This is a genomic window from Pantoea sp. PSNIH1, from assembly GCF_007680655.1.
Classification (GTDB): Bacteria; Pseudomonadota; Gammaproteobacteria; order Enterobacterales; family Enterobacteriaceae; genus Pantoea; species Pantoea eucrina.
Map to the genome: position 1 here is coordinate 874,394 of NZ_VEIP01000001.1, position 16,700 is coordinate 891,093.

At 55.1% G+C, this 16,700-nt stretch carries 18 protein-coding genes and 1 other annotated feature; of the genes, 3 read left to right on the plus strand and 15 right to left on the minus strand.

Annotation, left to right across the window (positions count from 1 at the left end):
- Positions 1-214: 214 nt before the first annotated feature.
- Positions 215-1,042 (plus strand): pyruvate, water dikinase regulatory protein, encoded by an 828-nt coding sequence (locus FS690_RS04030; RefSeq protein WP_039384092.1) that lies wholly within the window; start codon positions 215-217, stop codon positions 1,040-1,042.
- Positions 1,043-1,175: 133 nt separating this feature from the next.
- Positions 1,176-2,222: a 3-deoxy-7-phosphoheptulonate synthase gene (locus FS690_RS04035; RefSeq protein WP_039384089.1), complete on the plus strand. Its 1,047-nt coding sequence runs from the start codon at positions 1,176-1,178 to the stop codon at positions 2,220-2,222.
- Positions 2,223-2,224: 2 nt separating this feature from the next.
- Here the strand turns inward: FS690_RS04035 and FS690_RS04040 are convergent, their stop codons facing one another.
- From FS690_RS04040 to FS690_RS04115, 15 genes are all read right to left on the minus strand, one after another.
- Positions 2,225-3,664, minus strand: a complete 1,440-nt coding sequence (locus tag FS690_RS04040; protein ID WP_071668770.1) for a YdiU family protein — start codon at positions 3,662-3,664, stop codon at positions 2,225-2,227.
- Between the two features lie 97 nt (positions 3,665-3,761).
- Entirely contained in the window at positions 3,762-4,505 is a 744-nt protein-coding gene (locus FS690_RS04045) for an EAL domain-containing protein (RefSeq protein WP_039384082.1), read from the minus strand.
- Between the two features lie 312 nt (positions 4,506-4,817).
- Positions 4,818-5,276 carry an NlpC/P60 family protein gene (locus FS690_RS04050; protein ID WP_039384078.1) on the minus strand — a complete coding sequence of 153 codons (459 nt, stop codon included), beginning with the start codon at positions 5,274-5,276 and terminating at the stop codon, positions 4,818-4,820.
- Positions 5,277-5,339: 63 nt separating this feature from the next.
- Positions 5,340-6,089 (minus strand): vitamin B12 ABC transporter ATP-binding protein BtuD, encoded by a 750-nt coding sequence (gene btuD, locus FS690_RS04055; protein ID WP_145339105.1) that lies wholly within the window; start codon positions 6,087-6,089, stop codon positions 5,340-5,342.
- Position 6,090: 1 nt separating this feature from the next.
- Positions 6,091-6,636, minus strand: a complete 546-nt coding sequence (locus FS690_RS04060) for a glutathione peroxidase (RefSeq protein WP_039384072.1) — start codon at positions 6,634-6,636, stop codon at positions 6,091-6,093.
- Between the two features lie 38 nt (positions 6,637-6,674).
- Positions 6,675-7,658, minus strand: a complete 984-nt coding sequence (gene btuC / locus FS690_RS04065; RefSeq protein WP_108569277.1) for a vitamin B12 ABC transporter permease BtuC — start codon at positions 7,656-7,658, stop codon at positions 6,675-6,677.
- A 126-nt stretch (positions 7,659-7,784) separates the two neighbouring features.
- The gene (ihfA, locus tag FS690_RS04070; protein WP_021506246.1) at positions 7,785-8,087 is read right to left on the minus strand and encodes an integration host factor subunit alpha; all 303 of its coding nucleotides are present in this window, start codon (positions 8,085-8,087) and stop codon (positions 7,785-7,787) included.
- Between the two features lie 4 nt (positions 8,088-8,091).
- Complete coding sequence (pheT, locus tag FS690_RS04075) at positions 8,092-10,479, minus strand: phenylalanine--tRNA ligase subunit beta (protein ID WP_145339106.1); 2,388 nt, start codon at positions 10,477-10,479, stop codon at positions 8,092-8,094.
- A 14-nt stretch (positions 10,480-10,493) separates the two neighbouring features.
- Positions 10,494-11,477: a phenylalanine--tRNA ligase subunit alpha gene (gene pheS, locus FS690_RS04080; RefSeq protein WP_039384066.1), complete on the minus strand. Its 984-nt coding sequence runs from the start codon at positions 11,475-11,477 to the stop codon at positions 10,494-10,496.
- A gap of 70 nt (positions 11,478-11,547) precedes the next feature.
- Positions 11,548-11,673: a sequence feature (Phe leader region), on the minus strand.
- Positions 11,624-11,668 carry a pheST operon leader peptide PheM gene (gene pheM / locus FS690_RS18330; protein WP_139074214.1) on the minus strand — a complete coding sequence of 15 codons (45 nt, stop codon included), beginning with the start codon at positions 11,666-11,668 and terminating at the stop codon, positions 11,624-11,626. It overlaps the preceding feature by 45 nt.
- 116 nt (positions 11,674-11,789) lie before the next feature.
- Entirely contained in the window at positions 11,790-12,146 is a 357-nt protein-coding gene (gene rplT, locus FS690_RS04095; RefSeq protein ID WP_039384062.1) for a 50S ribosomal protein L20, read from the minus strand.
- Between the two features lie 86 nt (positions 12,147-12,232).
- Positions 12,233-12,430, minus strand: a complete 198-nt coding sequence (gene rpmI / locus FS690_RS04100) for a 50S ribosomal protein L35 (RefSeq protein ID WP_010275699.1) — start codon at positions 12,428-12,430, stop codon at positions 12,233-12,235.
- A 97-nt stretch (positions 12,431-12,527) separates the two neighbouring features.
- A complete protein-coding gene (gene infC / locus FS690_RS04105; protein ID WP_039384061.1) occupies positions 12,528-13,079 on the minus strand; it encodes a translation initiation factor IF-3 in 552 nt (183 codons plus the stop codon).
- Positions 13,080-13,083: 4 nt separating this feature from the next.
- Entirely contained in the window at positions 13,084-15,012 is a 1,929-nt protein-coding gene (gene thrS, locus FS690_RS04110) for a threonine--tRNA ligase (protein WP_145339107.1), read from the minus strand.
- A 241-nt stretch (positions 15,013-15,253) separates the two neighbouring features.
- The gene (locus FS690_RS04115; protein ID WP_039384056.1) at positions 15,254-16,015 is read right to left on the minus strand and encodes a YdiY family protein; all 762 of its coding nucleotides are present in this window, start codon (positions 16,013-16,015) and stop codon (positions 15,254-15,256) included.
- 316 nt (positions 16,016-16,331) lie between these two features.
- On the opposite strand from FS690_RS04115, the gene ghoS reads away from it, so the two are divergent.
- A complete protein-coding gene (gene ghoS / locus FS690_RS04120; RefSeq protein ID WP_039384054.1) occupies positions 16,332-16,622 on the plus strand; it encodes a type V toxin-antitoxin system endoribonuclease antitoxin GhoS in 291 nt (96 codons plus the stop codon).
- Positions 16,623-16,700 lie beyond the last annotated feature (78 nt).

Sequence of the window (16,700 nt, forward strand, 5' to 3'; positions counted from 1 at the left end):
TTGCTGTTGCGCAAACGACATCAGACAGAGTCTGCGCGTCATTTATGAAACTGTGGCGGGCGCGGACCTTTATTTATCGCTTTTTCTTTATGATGCTATTAACGTCAGGTATGACATTATTCCGGTCTGAGCACGGCGGCATATGGATATTTCATTTCGATTTAATTTGAAATGAAATCGGTTAATTCACTATTCATTCAGAGAGCACTTTTCAATGAGCACTGAACGCAGCGTGTTTTATATTTCAGACGGCACCGCCATTACAGCAGAAGTGCTGGGCCACGCGGTGCTCTCGCAGTTTCCGGTTGATACGCACAGCGTTACCCTGCCGTTTGTAGAAAACGTGCAGCGCGCCCAGGCGGTCAAAGCGCAGATCAACGCGCTCTGGCAGCGCAGCGGCGTGCGGCCGCTGGTCTTTTTTTCCATCGTTACGCCTGAGGTTCGCGACATCATTCTGGAGAGTGAGGGGTTTTGTCAGGATATTGTGCAGGCGCTGGTGGCTCCCCTGCAGAGTGAACTGGGCGTCTCCTCTATGCCGGTGGCACACCGCACTCACGGGCTGACCGCGAATAATCTGGGTAAATATGATGCGCGTATCGCCGCGATTGACTACACCCTGGCGCATGATGACGGGATCTCACTGCGCGGACTCGAAGATGCTCAGGTGATCCTGCTGGGCGTTTCGCGCTGTGGCAAAACCCCGACCAGCCTCTATCTTGCCATGCAGTTTGGTATTCGCGCAGCCAACTACCCCTTTATTGCCGATGATATGGATAACCTCAAGCTTCCTCCTGCGCTGCGCGCGCATCAGCACAAGCTGTTCGGGCTGACCATTGATCCGGAACGGCTGGCGGCCATTCGCCAGGAACGGGCGGAGAATACCCGCTACGCCTCGCTACGCCAGTGCCGGCTGGAAGTGGGTGAAGTGGAAGCGCTGTTCCGTACACATCAGATTCGCTACCTCAATAGTACCAACTACTCGGTCGAGGAGATTGCCACCAAAATCCTCGACATTATGGGGCTGGAGCGACATATGTACTGACTGATGCGCTAAGCGGCCCGCGTATTTATTATCTCTGTGATTTTGCTGGTTGAATTCAGGACGCATTGGTTTATTGTGAACCTCATCACTTCCCGGTATATCACCGCTGCGAAGAACCTGTTTGAGAGCCACTATGAATAAAACTGATGAACTGCGTACGGCGCGAATTGGCAGCCTGATTACGCCCGCCGCGCTGGCCAGCCAGCACCCGCTATCGTCTGATATCGCAGAGAGCGTTACGGCCGCGCGCCAGCGTATTGCGCGCATTCTGACCGGCGAGGATCCGCGCCTGCTGGTCATAATCGGGCCCTGTTCGCTGCATGACCCGCGCGCTGCGCTGGATTATGCGGCACGCCTGCAGCAGCTGCGCGAGCAGTATCAGGACCGGCTGGAAATCGTCATGCGCGCCTATTTTGAGAAACCGCGTACCGTGGTGGGCTGGAAAGGGCTGATTTCCGATCCCGACCTTGACGGCAGCTTTGATGTCAATCGCGGTATTGCTATCGCCCGCAAGCTGCTGCTGGATATCAACGCGCTGGGTCTGCCAACGGCGACTGAATTCCTCGATATGGTCATCGGCCAGTTTATAGCCGATCTCATCAGCTGGGGTGCCATTGGCGCCCGCACCACTGAAAGCCAGATCCATCGCGAAATGGCCTCTGCGCTCTCCTGCCCGGTAGGGTTTAAAAACGGCACGGACGGTAACGTACAGATCGCCGTCGACGCCATTCGTGCTGCCCGCGCCAGCCATATGTTCCTCTCGCCGGATAAAGCGGGCCAGATGACCATTTATCAGACCAGCGGCAATCCGCACGGTCATGTGATCCTGCGCGGCGGGCGTCAGCCAAACTATCATGCGGAAGATGTGGCGGCGGCAGCAGCCAGCCTGCGTGAGTTCAGCCTGTCTGAGCAGATGGTGATCGATTTCAGTCACGGCAACTGCCTTAAGCAGCATCGTCGCCAGCGTGATGTGGCGCGCGATATCGCCGCGCAGATCCGCGCCGGTTCGCGAGCGGTAGCAGGCGTTATGATTGAGAGTTTTCTGCAGGAAGGAAACCAGAAAGTGGTGGCTGGTCAGCCGCTGGTGTACGGCCAGTCGATTACCGATCCCTGCCTCGGCTGGGACGATAGCGCGGCGGTACTGGCAGAGCTGGCTGCCGCCGTCGACAGCCGTTTCTGATATCAGCTGGAGCAGCTGACCTCCAGCGTTTTACTCCACTCTGGCGGCCGCTGGCGCAATGTCGCGCTGCTGGCCGCTTCATCAAAGGGGTGCTGCAGCGCCAGATGCAGCTCTTTAAGGGCCGCAGTCTCGCCCCGCTCCACCTCTTCAATCACCTGCTGAGCAAGATAGTTGCGCAGCACGATGGCGGGGTTCGCCGCCTGCATCACCGCCTGCCGTTCGCTGTCGCTGGCCTCATCCTGCAGCAGTCGCTGCTGATAGCTGCTATACCAGCGATCAAACGCGTCGCGATCGATAAACTCATCGCGCAGCGGCGAACGCCTTTCCTGCTGTTCGGTATAGCTGAGCTGACGAAACGTAAAGGTGTAATCGCTGTGCTCATTGCTCATCAGCGCCAGCAGGTTGCTCAGAATCGTATTATCCTCTGCCTGCGGCGTCAGCAGGCCAAGTTTCGCCCGCATGCGCTCTCCCCAGACGCGCATCAGTTCAGGCTCATAGTGGCTCAGCGCCTGCTTCAGCTGCTCCGTGGTCAGCAATCCCGACAGCGCGTGCGCCAGCCGGTTGAGGTTCCACAGGCCAACCGTCGGCTGATTATTAAACGCATAGCGCCCCTGATAGTCACTGTGGTTGCAGATAAAGGCGGGATCGTACTCATCAAGAAAGCCGTAAGGACCGTAATCCAGCGTCAGGCCGAGAATCGACATGTTATCTGTGTTCATCACTCCGTGAGCAAAGCCTGCGCTCTGCCACAGTGCGATCAGGCGGGCGGTACGTTTTGCCACATCCGTGAACCACAGCAGATAGCGATCCGGTTCCGCCTCAAGGTGCGGCCAGTGATGACGAATCGCATAGTCTGCCAGCTGGCGTACTTTATCCGTCTCCCCTGCGTAATAGAAGTGTTCAAAGTGACCAAAACGCAGATGGCTCTCCGCAATACGCATCAGCATCGCGCCGCGCTCCTGCGTTTCGCGCAGCACCGGTTCGTCACCGATGGCCAGCGCCAGGGCGCGCGTCCCGGGGATACCCAAATGGTGTAACGCTTCTGAAGCGAGAAACTCCCGCACGCTTGAGCGGATCACCGCCCGTCCATCTCCCATGCGGGAATAAGGGGTTAAGCCTGCGCCTTTCAGATGCCAGTCCAGCTTGCGCCCATCTTCCAGCTGCTGCTCACCCAGCAGCAGGCCGCGTCCGTCACCCAGCTGCCCGGCCCAGACGCCAAACTGATGGCCGCTATACACCTGAGCGAGCGGAGCCATGCCTGGCAGCAACGCCTGACCGCTCCATACGCCGTGGCCGTCGCCGGCAAACAGCTCCGCATCCAGCGCCATTTCCGCCGCCAGCGGCGCATTATGATAAAGGAGACGTCCTCCCGCCAGCGGCGTGGGCTGCAGCGATGTGTAATATCCGGTCAGCTCCTGCTGCCAGCTATTGATAAATTGCATATATACTCCAGAGGTGCTTAATAATGCAGCACCAGGATAGCGTGTAGAGAGTAAAGGATAGTCTGGCACGGGGCGCCCGGGAAAAACAGCGCCTGAATTACTGCTGCGAGGGTGTGGTCTGCGTCAGAAAAGGAGTGATGAGATCTTCTAACCGTTCCGCTTTAACCACCGGGAACACGTTACCCTGAATATGCACGCCGCTCAGATCGCTGACTTTGCTCAGCAGGCGCGCATCATCGATACCAGAAATAATAATTTGCTGCGTATAGCCGCTGAAATTATCGATAACCGTCTGCATAAAAGGGATAAAGGAGGCGCGCTTCGCCAGATTCTGGATAAATAATTTATCCAGCTTCAGGACGCTAAACAGCGAATCATAGACTGCCGTTGCCGGGGCTTTGCCAGCTCCGAATTGTGAAAGCGATAAACGGAATTGATGATTAAGTCGGGATAAAACCGGATGCGCTTTGCCGGCAGATAATTGCGGAAACGTTTCGCTGATATCCATTACGATAAATGGCAGCTGTTTAAATTTCCTTAACAGAATTTCACTCTCTAACAGCGTTTCAGCCAGCGATTCGTCAATTCTCATTAGCGCATCAACATGATTACGCTCAAAGAAAGCGCGGTGCTTTTCCAGGATTAAAAGCTGAGCCTGCAGCAGCCTTAACTGCTGACTGGCATCGAGCTGCGGCAACAGTAAATCCTGTGGCAACGTAATTGGCGCACTGTCATGAACAAATTGTGTAACCAGCTCAACCGCAGTGAGCTGGCCCTCCAGCGTATAAGCCGGATAAAACCAGGTTTCCGACTGATAGTCGGCCGAAATATGGACTTTCATTTTTTACAGCCAGAGGCAGTGGCAATGAAGGCATCGTATATCAATGAAAAGAGTCAGGCAATAGCACCAAACGCCGGAAGAGAAGGTGTTTTAGCGCCTAATGCAAGCTATTAATCATTAAATTATACTTAAGCCAAATACGCCGTGTTAATATCCACAATGATAAAATCTTTAGCTCTATTTTTAGTAGTAATTTGTCAGGTGGTAAAGTACCAATTTTAATGAGAGCTTTATTTCAGCAAAAAAAGAACCCATTGTGCGAATTAAGCTCTCTTTTCGCCGCGCTATTTCATTCATCCAGAATGCAACTTGTCATATTCTGCGCGCCTGCCAGAAGACCCTCTGCCAGTAAACATTATTGAGCGAAGAGCGAATAACGCCTTTGCTGGTAGAGGCGTGTATAAAGGTGTTGTTGCTGGCATAGATACCGACATGCAGCCCGTTTTCGCCGCTGCCGGTTTTGAAAAACAGCAGATCGCCAGGCAGCAAATCACGTGGATCGATACGGTTGCCGATTTTTGTCTGAGCGCGTGTGGAGCGTGGCAGCGCGATGTCAAAGCGATCGCGGAACGTCAGCAGGACAAAGCCGGAGCAGTCAACCCCACGCGGACTGAGGCCACCATAGCGGTACGGCGTGCCCTGCCAGCGGCTGAGCTGATAGTTGAGCCGGGTCTGCACTGCGGCAGGATCTGAGAGACGGGAATCAGGCGGAGGCGCATGATGACTGCACCCTGTGACCATCAGCACGAATAGCAGAATAAGTAACCGCATAGCCTGTTCCCTGTCAGCCCGATCCGGCAGACACTGTAGCCGTAAACGCGCGCGGTGTGCAAGTCAGGAGAGCAGCAGCAGACGCCCCTGCGGTGTATCCACCTCTGTCACCTCTGTCTGAAACAGCGGCGCAAGCCGGGCGGCCGTCAGCACCTCATGCGCCCTGCCCTGATATTTCAGCTCTCCCTGATGCAGCAACCAGACGCGATCCGCGTAGCGCAGCGTATGATTCAGGTCGTGACTGCTGGTGATCACGCCGATGCCGGCGGCGCAAAGCTGCTGCAGAAGCCGGGTGACGCCCTGCTGCTGCGCCACATCCAGCGCGCTCATCGGCTCATCGAGCAGCAGCAGGCTGCCCTGCGGATTGATGTCAGGATGGATTTGCAGTATCACCGCCAGCAGGCGCACCCGCTGCCACTCCCCTCCGGAGAGCTGCGTCAGAGCGCTCTCCAGCTTGTGATGCAGACTCAGCTGCGACAGCAAACGCGCCAGCACCTTATTCAGCTCTGTGCCAGCACCACGTGGCAGATGCATCTGCAGGTAGTGCCAGACCGGCATCGCGCCGGGCGCAGGCTGCTGCTGAGGCAGCCAGCCACGCTGCTGAGCCAGCGCCTCTCCTGACAGCGCAGCAACAGCGGTGCCGTTAAGCAGCAGCTCTCCGCGCGGAGTCGCAAGACCGCTGAGCGCCTCCAGCAGGGTGCTCTTTCCGGCGCCGTTAGCGCCCACCAGATGTACCCACTCCCCGCGCGCGAGAGCGAGATCCAGCGGCGCCAGCCGGCCGGGGCAGCTCAGACCGTGACACGCCAGCAGCATGTCAGGCGGTCAGCGCCTGCTCAATACGCTTAAGCACCTGCGGCGCATCCGGAGCCATATCGGGTGAAAAACGGGCGATAATGTTACCCTGTTTATCGACCAGGAACTTCTCGAAGTTCCACAGGATATCGCCGGGTTCTGCCGGCGCCCGGCCTTTCGCTATCATACGCTCAAGAAAACCGCTCTCCTCCGGACGTTCAGCTTCCGGCTGGGCGCTGACCAGCGTGCGATAGAGCGGATGGCGCTGCGCGCCGTTAACGTCCGTCTTATCAAACAGAGGAAACGTCACGCCATACGTGGTGCTGCAAAACGTCCGGATCTCTTCGTTAGTGCCCGGCTCCTGCTCCAGGAACTGGTTGCAGGGAAAGCCCAGCACGCTAAAGCCCCGCGCCTGAAACGCTTTATGGAGTGACTCAAGCTGCTCATACTGCGGCGTCAGTCCGCAGCGGGAGGCGACGTTCACTACCAGCAGTACGCGGTCACGCCAGGCCTCCAGCGTAGTGGCGGTACCATCAAGGGTTTTCAGCGGGATCTGATACAACGTCATGGTGTTCTCCTGTGTCCGTCAGATAACGCCAGCCGCAGCTAGCGTGAAGATTTTACTAAAAGCAGAATAAACAGCGGTGCGCCCAGCGTCGCGGTCACCACGCCTAACGGCAGCTCAGCAGAGGTCAGCAGCAGCCGCGCAAGAATATCCGCCGCCAGCAGCACTGCCGCACCCGCCAGTGCTGCTGCAGGCAGCAGATAGCGATGATCGCTGATGCCGCTCAGCCGCAGAAGATGCGGGACAACCAGCCCGACAAAGCCGATCGCCCCCGCCAGCGCCACGCTGACGCCTGTCAGCCAGCCCATGGCCAGCACCAGCAGGTTACGCCACAGCTGCAGCGGTAAGCCGAGCTGCCGCGCAGACGTCTCGCCCAGCGCCAGCAGATTCAGCGTGCGCGCACTGCACAGCAGCGCGGCGATTACCGGCATCAGGCTGAGTATCAGCCAGCCATAGCGCCAGTCAACGCCGCCAAAGCCTCCCATCATCCAGTACATCAGCTGACGCAGGTCGAGCGTGGTACTGAAGTAGACTGCCCACGTCATCACAGCGCTGCAGATAATACCCAGCGCCACACCGGTAAGCAGTAAGCGACTGCTGGCGAGCTGACGATGGGCAAAATGCAGCAGGATCAGCGTAATTGCCAGGGCGCCAGCCATCGCCGCCAGCGCCAGGCTCCACAGGGAGCCGCTGCCGAGCAGCACGCCCAGTACTACTCCCACGCCGGCACCGTTAGAGACGCCGAGCAGTCCCGGCTCAGCCAGCGGATTTGTAAACAGCGCCTGCATAACGGTACCGCAGAGCGCCAGCGCGGCGCCTGTCGCAATAACGGCCAGCGTACGCGGCAGACGGATCTGCCAGACAAACAGCTCGCCCTGCGGGGTAAACCATTCGGCAGGCAGCAGCCAGCGCTCGCCGGCACACAGGCTGAGCAGGCTGAGCAGCAACAGCAGCGCGGCGAGCAGCAGCAGTGTACGCCGGCTACGGCGACCGGTCTGACGGGCAAGCTGATCGAGCAGAGTCATAAGCGAGGCAGTTAAGCAGGAGAATGTCACGATTGTAGAGGGATTATGGCAAAAAGAAAGCCATCCCCATGCAGGCTGGCACAGTAATAAAAAAGGCCGCTGAGCGGCCTTTTTATCATACTGAAATCAGTCAGCATCCTTCGGTGACGCGTTTTCAACGCGGCTTTTCAGCTTTTGCCCCGGACGGAAGGTCACCACACGGCGCGCGGTGATAGGAATATCCTCTCCCGTTTTCGGGTTACGGCCCGGACGCTGGTTTTTGTCGCGCAGATCAAAGTTACCAAATCCGGACAGCTTAACCTGTTCTCCATTTTCCAGCGCGCGGCGAACTTCTTCGAAAAAAAGCTCGACCAACTCTTTGGCGTCGCGTTTGCTCAACCCGAGTTTTTCAAACAGATATTCTGACATTTCAGCTTTTGTAAGCGCCATAGGTTCAATCCCTCAAGGTTGCCTGGAATCGCTCTTTTAATGCTGCTACACATCTGGCAACGGTCGCAGCAATCTCCTCTTCTTCGAGTGTCCGGCTGGTATCCTGCAAAATCAGGCTAATCGCAAGGCTCTTTTCGCCTTCGTTCACGCCTTTACCACGGTACACGTCAAACAAGTTTACGCCAACTACCTGATTTACGCCAACTTTCTTACACTCTGCGATGATATCTGCTGCAGGGACGCTTTCTGCCACCACAACAGCGATATCACGGCGGTTAGCCGGGAAGCGTGAAATCTCACGCGCGTCAGGCAGGACGCGGTCTGCAACCTTATTCCAAAGCAGTTCAAACACTAAGGTACGACCGTTGAGATCCAGCTTGCGTTCCAGCTCCGGGTGAACCACCCCGATAAATCCGATTTGTTCATTGTCCAGCCAGATAGCCGCTGTTTGTCCGGGATGCAGCGCCGGATTGGCAGCCGCGCGGAATGAAATCGCTTCAGATTTGCCGGTTAATTCCAGCAGCGACTCTAAATCGCCTTTCAAATCATAGAAGTCAACCGGCTGACGCGCCAGATCCCAGTGCTCTTCGTCACGATGACCGCTGATTACGCCCGCCAGCATAAGATCCTGGCGAATGCCGAGATCGGCCTGCGTATCAGGCACAAAGCGCAGACCGCTCTCGAACAGGCGCACACGCCCCTGCTGGCGATTCTGGTTGTAAACCACTGCGCTGAGCAGACCGGTCCAGAGTGACAGGCGCATTGCTGACATATCGCTGGAGATAGGGCTTGGCAGGATAAGCGCCTCTTCCCCCGGATGCAGCAGCTGCTGCACTTTAGGATCGACAAAGCTGTAGGTGATCGCTTCCTGATAGCCTTTGTCTGTCAGCAGCGTTTTCGCCCGCTTCAGCGACAGGCTGGCTTCACGATGCTGCGTCATAATCAGGCTGGCTTTTACCGGCACATCAGGGATGTTGTTGTAGCCGTAAACGCGGGCAACCTCTTCAACCAGATCTTCCTCAATCGCCATATCAAAACGCCAGCTCGGTGCCACCGCTTTCCACTCGCCTTCGCCCTGCGTGACCTCGCAGCCGAGACGGGTCAGGATATCTGTCACCTGTTCGTCGGCGATAACGTGGCCAATCAGGCGATCGAGTTTTGTACGGCGCAGCGTAATCGTGGCGCGCGGCGGCAGTTTACAGGCATCAGTCTGATCGATAACCGGACCGGCTTCACCACCGCAGATATCCAGCAGCAGGCGGGTCGCACGTTCAATCGCTGTATGCTGCAGTGCCGGATCGACACCACGCTCATAGCGATGTGACGCATCAGTATGCAGTCCGTGGCGGCGTGCGCGGCCGGTAATGGCCAGCGGATCAAAGTAGGCGCACTCAAACAGCACGTTACGTGTCGCTTCATTTACGCCTGAGTGCTCACCGCCAAAAATACCGCCCATCGCCAGCGCCTGCTGGTGATCGGCAATAACCAGCGTGTCATTTTGCAATTTTGCTTCGGTGCCATCCAGCAGGGTCAGCGTCTCATTCTCCTGCGCCATACGCACCACAATGCCGCCGCTGATGCGGTCGAGATCGAAGGCGTGCATCGGCTGACCCAGCTCAAGCAGCACATAGTTAGTGACATCGACCACCGGGTCAATTGAGCGAATGCCGCAGCGGCGCAGTTTCTCACGCATCCAGAGCGGCGTTTCAGCTTTGACATTGATACCTTTAATTACGCGTCCCAGGTAGCGCGGACAGGCGTCGGTAGCGTCGATGCGGATTGGGAATGTATCGGGAACGGTCGCCGCAACCGGTTCTGCTGCAGGCGCCGTCAGCGGCAGTCCGTTAACCACGGCCACATCACGCGCCACACCGGCGATGCTCAGACAGTCCGCACGGTTTGGCGTCACGCTGATCTCGATAGTATTGTCATCCAGCTTCAGGTAGTCGCGAATGTCGCATCCTACTGGCGCATCGGCTGGCAGTTCGATAATACCGTTGTGATCGTCGGAAATACCCAGCTCTGAGAAGGAGCAGAGCATGCCTTCAGAAGGCTCGCCGCGCAGTTTGGCCGCTTTGATTTTGAAATCACCTGGCAGTACGGCACCCACGGTAGCCACTGCCACTTTCAGTCCCTGGCGGCAGTTAGGCGCGCCGCAGACGATATCCAGCAGACGATCGCCGCCGACATTGATTTTGGTTACGCGCAGTTTATCCGCGTTCGGGTGCTGGCCGCACTCCACCACTTCACCCACGACTACGCCATGAAACGCGCCGGCAACGGGATCAACACCATCAACCTCAAGGCCTGCCATGGTGATCTGTTCAGACAGCGCAGCGCTGTCCAGGGCTGGATTTACCCATTCGCGTAACCAGAGTTCACTGAATTTCATTGGATAACCTGCCCTTATTTAAATTGTTTGAGGAAACGTAAATCATTTTCGAAGAAAGCACGCAGATCGGTGACGCCATAGCGCAGCATGGTCAGACGTTCCATTCCCATACCAAAGGCGAAGCCGGAGTAAATTTCCGGATCGATGCCGACGTTACGCAGTACATTCGGATGCACCATGCCGCAGCCCAGTACTTCCAGCCATTTGCCATTTTTGCCCATTACATCCACTTCCGCTGAAGGTTCAGTAAAGGGGAAGTAGCTCGGGCGGAAGCGGATCTGCAGATTCTCTTCAAAGAAGTTATTCAGGAAATCGTGCAGCGTTCCTTTCAGGTTGGTAAAGCTGATGTCTTTATCGACAATCAGGCCTTCCATCTGGTGGAACATCGGCGTGTGGGTCTGATCGTAATCATTACGGTAAACGCGGCCCGGCGCGATAATGCGGATCGGCGGCTGCTGATTTTTCATGGTGCGGATCTGCACGCCTGAGGTCTGCGTACGCAGCAGGCGCGTGGCATCAAACCAGAAGGTGTCATGATCGGCGCGGGCCGGGTGGTGACCCGGAATATTCAGCGCGTCGAAGTTATGATAGTCATCTTCAATTTCCGGTCCGGTCACCACGGCAAAACCCAGCTCGCCGAAAAAGTTTTCGATGCGGTCAATGGTGCGCGTTACCGGATGCAGACCGCCGTTTTCGCTGCGGCGTCCGGGCAGTGAGACATCAATCGTTTCTGCCGCCAGGCGCGCATTCAGCGCCGCACTCTCCAGCGTATTTTTACGGGCGTTAAGATGATCCTGTACCTGCTGTTTTGCTTCGTTAATCACCGCACCTGCCGCCGGGCGCTCTTCAGCCGGCAGTTCACGCAGGGTGGTCATCTGCAGGGTAAGGTGCCCTTTTTTACCCAGAAATTCGACGCGTACAGCGTCCAGAGCGGCGATATCCGACGCCTCGTCGATGGCGGCCGTGGCACGGGCCACCAGGTCTGCGAGTTGGGACATGATTTCCTCTTCTTCCAGCCGGGCTGGTCAGTTCTTGTTGGGATCCGGGATCCGATTAAGTCTCGCCAGAAACAAAAAAGCCTCCACGAGGGAGGCTTTCAGCGCGATTTTTCGTTTCTTTTCTTATGCGCACAAGCCCCTGATGTTCAGGCGCTAAAGTAAAAAAAGAAACGGAAAAGAGCAGCGTGCATGCTTGCATTACCTTGAGAAAATTAAAAACCGCCCTATTGAAATGCCCGGCGGCGAAAATGTCAATCTTTTGCGTGAGTTGCAGGTAATAAAAAAGGGAGCAAGCTCCCTTTTTTACCTGACTTACGCCAGAGCTGATTTCGCTTTTTCTACCAGAGCAGCGAAGGCTGCTTTGTCGAATACAGCGATGTCAGCCAGGATTTTACGGTCAATCTCAATGGACGCTTTTTTCAGGCCATTGATGAAACGGCTGTAAGACATACCGTTCTGACGCGCCGCTGCGTTGATACGCGCGATCCACAGCTGACGGAACTGACGCTTACGCTGACGACGGTCGCGGTAAGCATACTGACCAGCTTTGATAACAGCCTGGAAAGCAACGCGGTAAACACGTGAACGTGCACCGTAGTAGCCTTTAGCTTGTTTTAAGATTTTTTTGTGACGTGCGCGAGCAATTACACCACGTTTTACGCGAGCCATGAGCTCTCCTTAATCATATTCTGTTTTGCCGGTGCTCTGCTGGCGATAAGCCTTACAGCGCGACGGGCGAATTAAAAAAAATTTACTTATGCGTACGGCAGGCAGGCAATAACCAGACCCAGATCGCCTTTAGACACCAGGCCTTTTGGACGCAGGTGACGTTTACGCTTAGTAGACTTTTTGGTCAGAATATGACGCAGGTTTGCGTGCTTACGCTTGAAGCCGCCAGAGGCGGTCTTCTTGAAGCGCTTAGCCGCGCCACGTACAGTTTTAATCTTTGGCATTTTTACAAATATCCACTTCGCATTGTTAAAAAAATGAACCAGACAGGCGAATAATCCCGCACAGCGCGAACGCTGCGCGGCATCATTACTTGAAAGCCTACTGTTTCTTCTTAGGTGCGAGCACCATAATCATCTGGCGGCCTTCGATCTTCGAAGGGAAGGACTCGACCACTGCCAGATCGATATCTTCACACAGATCTTTACGGACGCGGTTAAGCACTTCCATACCGATCTGCTGGTGCGCCATCTCACGACCACGGAAACGCAGCGTGATTTTGGCTTTATCGCCCTCTTCCAGAAAGCGCATCAGGCTGCGGAGTTTTACCTGATAGTCGCCATCATCGGTACCAGGACGGAATTTAATTTCCTTAACCTGGATAACTTTCTGCTTCTTCTTCTGTTCCTTAGAAGACTTACTCTTTTCATAAAGGAACTTGCCGTAATCCATAATACGGCATACCGGCGGTTCGGCGTTCGGGCTGATTTCAACTAAATCTACGCCAGCTTCTTCAGCTTTCTCAATCGCTTCGCGTAGAGAGACAATGCCAAGTTGCTCGCCGTCAACGCCAGTGAGGCGCACTTCGGTGGCTCGGATTTCGCCGTTAATACGGTTTGGACGCGTCGGTTGTACTCGTTTTCCGCCTTTAATAACCTTATTCCTCTAATTGGTGAAGATGTCGGCTGCGAATCTCTTGTTGCAGCTTCTCAACAAACACATCTACGTCCATGCTCCCGAGGTCTTTACCACGGCGGGTGCGCACGGCAACTTTGCCTGCTTCCACCTCTTTCTCACCGCAAACCAGCATATAAGGGACGCGACGCAATGTGTGCTCGCGGATTTTAAAGCCTATCTTCTCGTTTCTCAAGTCTGCTTTGACACGAATGCCAGCATTTTGCAGTTTCTTTGTCAGTTCACTGACATATTCTGCCTGACTGTCAGTGATATTCATCACTACAGCCTGTACCGGTGCCAGCCAGCTCGGGAAGAAACCAGCGAACTCTTCAGTCAGAATACCGATAAAGCGCTCCATAGAGCCCAGAATCGCACGGTGAATCATCACCGGTGTCTGACGGTCGTTGTTTTCACCCACATAGGTGGCATCAAGACGTTTTGGCAGAGAAAAGTCTAGCTGAACCGTGCCACACTGCCAGGCACGATCGAGACAATCATACAGGGTGAACTCGATTTTCGGGCCGTAGAATGCCCCTTCACCCGGCTGATACTCAAAGGGGATATCATTCTCTTTCAATGCTTCGGCCAGATCAACCTCTGCGCGATCCCACATCTCATCGGTACCGATGCGTTTTTCCGGACGGGTAGACAACTTCACGACGATTTTTTCAAAACCGAACGTGCTGTACATGTCGTACACCATACGAATACAGCTGTTTACTTCGTCGCGCACCTGATCTTCAGTACAGAATACGTGAGCATCATCCTGCGTAAAGCCGCGTACGCGCATCAGACCATGGAGCGCACCCGATGGCTCGTTACGGTGGCAGCTACCGAACTCTGCCATACGCAGCGGCAGATCGCGATAGGACTTCAGACCCTGATTGAAGATCTGCACGTGACCCGGGCAGTTCATCGGTTTGATGCAATACTCGCGGTTTTCCGAAGAGGTGGTAAACATCGCCTCTTTGTAGTTTTCCCAGTGGCCGGTTTTTTCCCACAGCACACGGTCCATCATAAACGGACCTTTTACTTCCTGGTAATCATACTCTTTCAGTTTGGTACGGACAAAAACTTCCAGCTCGCGGAAAATCGTCCAGCCGTCATTGTGCCAGAACACCATGCCCGGCGCCTCTTCCTGCATATGGTAGAGATCGAGCTGTTTACCAATTTTGCGATGATCGCGTTTTGCTGCCTCTTCCAGGCGCTGCAGATAGGCTGACAGCTGCTTCTTGTCTGCCCAGGCCGTGCCGTAAATACGCTGCAGCATTTTGTTATCGCTGTTGCCGCGCCAGTAAGCGCCTGCAACTTTCTGCAGCTTAAAATGGTGGCAGAAGCGCATGTTCGGCACATGCGGACCGCGGCACATATCCACATACTCTTCATGATGATAGAGGCCAGGACGATCGTCGTGACTGATATTCTCATCAAGGATTGTGGTTTTATAGCTTTCGCCACGCGCAGCAAAGACGTCGCGCGCTTCCTGCCAGCTGACTTTTTTCTTTACCACGTTGTAATTGGTTTCAGCCAGCTGGTGCATACGCTTTTCCAGCTGTTCCAGATCTTCCTGCGTCAGCGTGTGGTCGAGATCGACATCATAATAGAAGCCGTTATCGATGACCGGGCCAATCGCCATCTTGGTATCAGGCCACAGCTGTTTAATAGCATGGCCCAGCAGGTGCGCGCAGGAGTGACGGATAATTTCCAGACCCGCTTCATCTTTTGCTGTGATGATTGCTACCTGAGCGTCGTCGGTGATGGGATCAACCGCATCCACTAGCTCACCGTTTACGCGACCGGCGATACAGGCTTTCGCCAGGCCGGGACCAATATCCAGCGCAATATCCATTACGCTGACCGGGTGGTCAAAAACGCGCTGGCTGCCGTCAGGAAGAGTAATTACTGGCATTTTATATCCTTAAATTGCAGTGGTAAGCCACACGAAAGCCTACATGCAACACTGTGTTTGGTGTGTGTACCCGGCGCGATGTCAGACCCACATTGTCGGAATGACGCCAGGCGCATAAAGCGGCAAATATGATAACAGCTTTCACCCTGCAGCAAAACCCGCCTTGCGGGCTAAGTCTAAGCAAACACGAAAAAAAACCGCCGTGCAGCCTGAGCCGGACGGCGGTTTTCTGGTATGGCAGTTACATTGCGTAGGAGAGCTGAATCGTGGTTTTGGTATCGGTACGATCGGGCGCGGACTCTGGCGGATTGTTGTTCCAGGTCACGTTGTAGCCCATCTTCAGCGCAAAGTGCTCATTGATGGCGACCTGCAGGGCCGTTTCTGAGTTCACCGTAGTATCTTCGCCGAAGCTGCTCAGCACGGATACACCCTGAATGAATTTCGTGGTATCCGTCAGCTGCCACTGATAGCTGACTGCGCCATAGCCCAGCGCTTTGGTCTCATGCCCGCCGTCGTGAAAGTCGTCGTAACGTACGCCCGGACCAAATTCCGCGCGCAGAGAGTGCACCGGACCGTTGAGGATCTGGCGACCATAACCGGCCGTCAGCACGTCGCGGGAATCGTAACCATTCAGACGATCGCTCAGCCAGCTGGCCTGACCAAACAGATAATCAGCGCTGTTCATGTTGTAGCGGCTGCGGCCACCGATATTGTAGGTTTCAGATGAACGCTCATCGTTGGATGAGGTGTTCGCCGCGTTGCCCCACAGGCTGTAAGCCGTTGAGGTCTGATACCAGGTCATGCTGGTTGAAGCCGTCAGCGAAGAGCTGGTGGTGTTACCGGTTTGCGCCAGGTAACCGGCTGATGCGCTGCCTTCAAACGGCTGTTTGGCCGTTGAAGGATCATCCATTGAGGTGAAGACAGCGTTATCAGCAAAAGCCTGGTGACAAAATGCTCCGGCAGAGAGCAGAAAAATAGCGGACAGCTTATTAAGAACTTTCATTAAAGGGTGATCCGTGCGGCAATTTAAAAACAGGTGAGTCTGCAGCGTTTTTACCGGCAATCAATGCAATTTACTGTAAGTTTTGTAAAAAATTATGAGGCGGCATCAGGCCGTTCCCTGCATCAACCAGCATGATACGTTGCAGACGCGTTCACTAACGGCGCGCATTATAGGTGCCGTTCAGAGAAATAACAGCCCGCAATTATCAGGAATTTTGCCGCTGCTGACACAGCCTTACGCTGCAACTGAACAAAATTCGCTCTCAGCTGTGGGGTGGACTACGCTGAAAGCTGTTTGGTTACAGTGAGGTGAGAAAATGAGCACGCTGGACGTTATGAGTTACGTTGTCACTTTCCACTATCAGGAGTCGGGGCTAAGCGATCTTCAATCGCTGACCAGCGCTATGGTCAATAGCGGATATAGCACCACCCTGCACGATGCTGAAGGACATCCGCATGAACTGGGAACCAACAGCTTCGGCATTGTCAGCACGCTGACGCCTGAAGCGGTTTCGGAGCAGGCTGCGCGTATTGCAGAGGTGGCATTGCATCAGTCTCCGCAGACAAAGGTTACAACGCTGCAGCAATTTTTGCAGAACCCTGTCTGAGGCCGCCGGTAAAACTGGCCTTGCCTATTTTTTGCGCGCTACAATTGCAGCGATATCGCGATTAACGAGGAGCCCGCC

Coding starts and splice junctions, on each gene's coding strand:
- FS690_RS04030 (WP_039384092.1), top strand. CDS start 215: ATGAGCACTGAACGCAGCGTGTTTTATATTTCAGACGGCACCGCCATT.
- FS690_RS04035 (WP_039384089.1), top strand. CDS start 1,176: ATGAATAAAACTGATGAACTGCGTACGGCGCGAATTGGCAGCCTGATT.
- FS690_RS04040 (WP_071668770.1), bottom strand. CDS start 3,664: ATGCAATTTATCAATAGCTGGCAGCAGGAGCTGACCGGATATTACACA.
- FS690_RS04045 (WP_039384082.1), bottom strand. CDS start 4,505: ATGAAAGTCCATATTTCGGCCGACTATCAGTCGGAAACCTGGTTTTAT.
- FS690_RS04050 (WP_039384078.1), bottom strand. CDS start 5,276: ATGCGGTTACTTATTCTGCTATTCGTGCTGATGGTCACAGGGTGCAGT.
- btuD (WP_145339105.1), bottom strand. CDS start 6,089: ATGCTGCTGGCGTGTCACGGTCTGAGCTGCCCCGGCCGGCTGGCGCCG.
- FS690_RS04060 (WP_039384072.1), bottom strand. CDS start 6,636: ATGACGTTGTATCAGATCCCGCTGAAAACCCTTGATGGTACCGCCACT.
- btuC (WP_108569277.1), bottom strand. CDS start 7,658: ATGACTCTGCTCGATCAGCTTGCCCGTCAGACCGGTCGCCGTAGCCGG.
- ihfA (WP_021506246.1), bottom strand. CDS start 8,087: ATGGCGCTTACAAAAGCTGAAATGTCAGAATATCTGTTTGAAAAACTC.
- pheT (WP_145339106.1), bottom strand. CDS start 10,479: ATGAAATTCAGTGAACTCTGGTTACGCGAATGGGTAAATCCAGCCCTG.
- pheS (WP_039384066.1), bottom strand. CDS start 11,477: ATGTCCCAACTCGCAGACCTGGTGGCCCGTGCCACGGCCGCCATCGAC.
- rplT (WP_039384062.1), bottom strand. CDS start 12,146: ATGGCTCGCGTAAAACGTGGTGTAATTGCTCGCGCACGTCACAAAAAA.
- rpmI (WP_010275699.1), bottom strand. CDS start 12,430: ATGCCAAAGATTAAAACTGTACGTGGCGCGGCTAAGCGCTTCAAGAAG.
- thrS (WP_145339107.1), bottom strand. CDS start 15,012: ATGCCAGTAATTACTCTTCCTGACGGCAGCCAGCGCGTTTTTGACCAC.
- FS690_RS04115 (WP_039384056.1), bottom strand. CDS start 16,015: ATGAAAGTTCTTAATAAGCTGTCCGCTATTTTTCTGCTCTCTGCCGGA.
- ghoS (WP_039384054.1), top strand. CDS start 16,332: ATGAGCACGCTGGACGTTATGAGTTACGTTGTCACTTTCCACTATCAG.